General features: G+C 55.3%; 1 protein-coding gene. It reads left to right on the forward strand.

Annotated elements, in window-relative coordinates; translation table 11 throughout:
- Positions 1-845, forward strand: an 845-nt coding sequence (locus AC2FGE_RS20915) for a DMT family transporter (protein ID WP_496821254.1), incomplete at its 5' end; no start/stop codon positions are given.
- Positions 846-1,075: the final 230 nt, after the last annotated feature.

A 1,075-nucleotide genomic window follows, 5' to 3' on the forward strand; every position in this document is an offset into this window, starting at 1 on the left:
TTGGCCTTGTACCCTACTTTAGCCGTGGGCTCACCGATCAGGGTCTCGCTCCCTATGCGGTTGCCTTTTATCGGTACATCTTGGCAGCGGTTGTCCTTTTGCCCGCACTTGTAGTGCATCACTCAAAGTGGCGGGAAATCGTCTGGGGTATGGTTGCAGGCGCAGTGATGGGCCTTGGCTGGGTCGGCTATGTTACCGCTCTTGAGACTGTTCCTGCATCGACGGTTGGTGTTCTCTACATGACCTATCCGGTGTTTACGATTGCTATCGCATGGGCGCTTTTTGGTGACCGACCAACGCGGCGTAGCCTTTTTGCGGCTGGATTGATCGTTGTTGCTGCGATATTCGCAGGTTCTCCGGCATCTGTGCCTCCGGACCAAATTCCAATCCTTCTCGTCTCATTAGCGGCACCTTTCGGTTTTGGCTTCGGCATATGTGTTCTCGTGCACCGCCTGTCACGTATTGCGCCTTTAGCCAGAATGGCGTCAGTCTCGCTTGGGTCAGTCATTGGCCTTGCCCCCCTCATTCTTTCATCCGAGGTCGGCGAAATCCTACCAGAAGGTGGGGACGACTGGGTTCTAGTTGTCGGGTTGGGCCTTGTGACGGCGCTAATTCCGCAACTGATTTACACGATCTGTTCGCCCATTATTGGGGCAGCGCGCACTGCTGTAGTCGGAAGTATTGAACTACCCACGATGTTTGCTGTTGGCGTTCTTGCATTCGGTGAAGTAATCACGGGTACACAGGCGCTGGCCTGCGCGCTGGTTTTGGGCGCGATAGCTCTCACTCAAAGTCGCTCAACTCGAACTGTGACGACCGTGATCAGCAAGGAGCCTGAGAGGTAGCTTTGGGTTCACTGCCGAATTTCTCTACGGCGAGTTTGGACAAGCAGATTTGAGCCCCATGCGGTCATTCCCTAGCTATCTGGGTGCTGCGGGTGCATTCGGCAGGTCGCAGCCGAGGCTTTCCGCAGTTCGCTTTATGCTGCACACGCGAGAGGCGGAAATATGTCAAAGTTGGCTATGGGCTCTTTCCACCAGTCGGCGCCAACCGCAGAGAAAGAGGCGAAGAGCCC

The sequence above is a fragment of the Ruegeria sp. YTSA075 genome, from assembly GCF_059610245.1.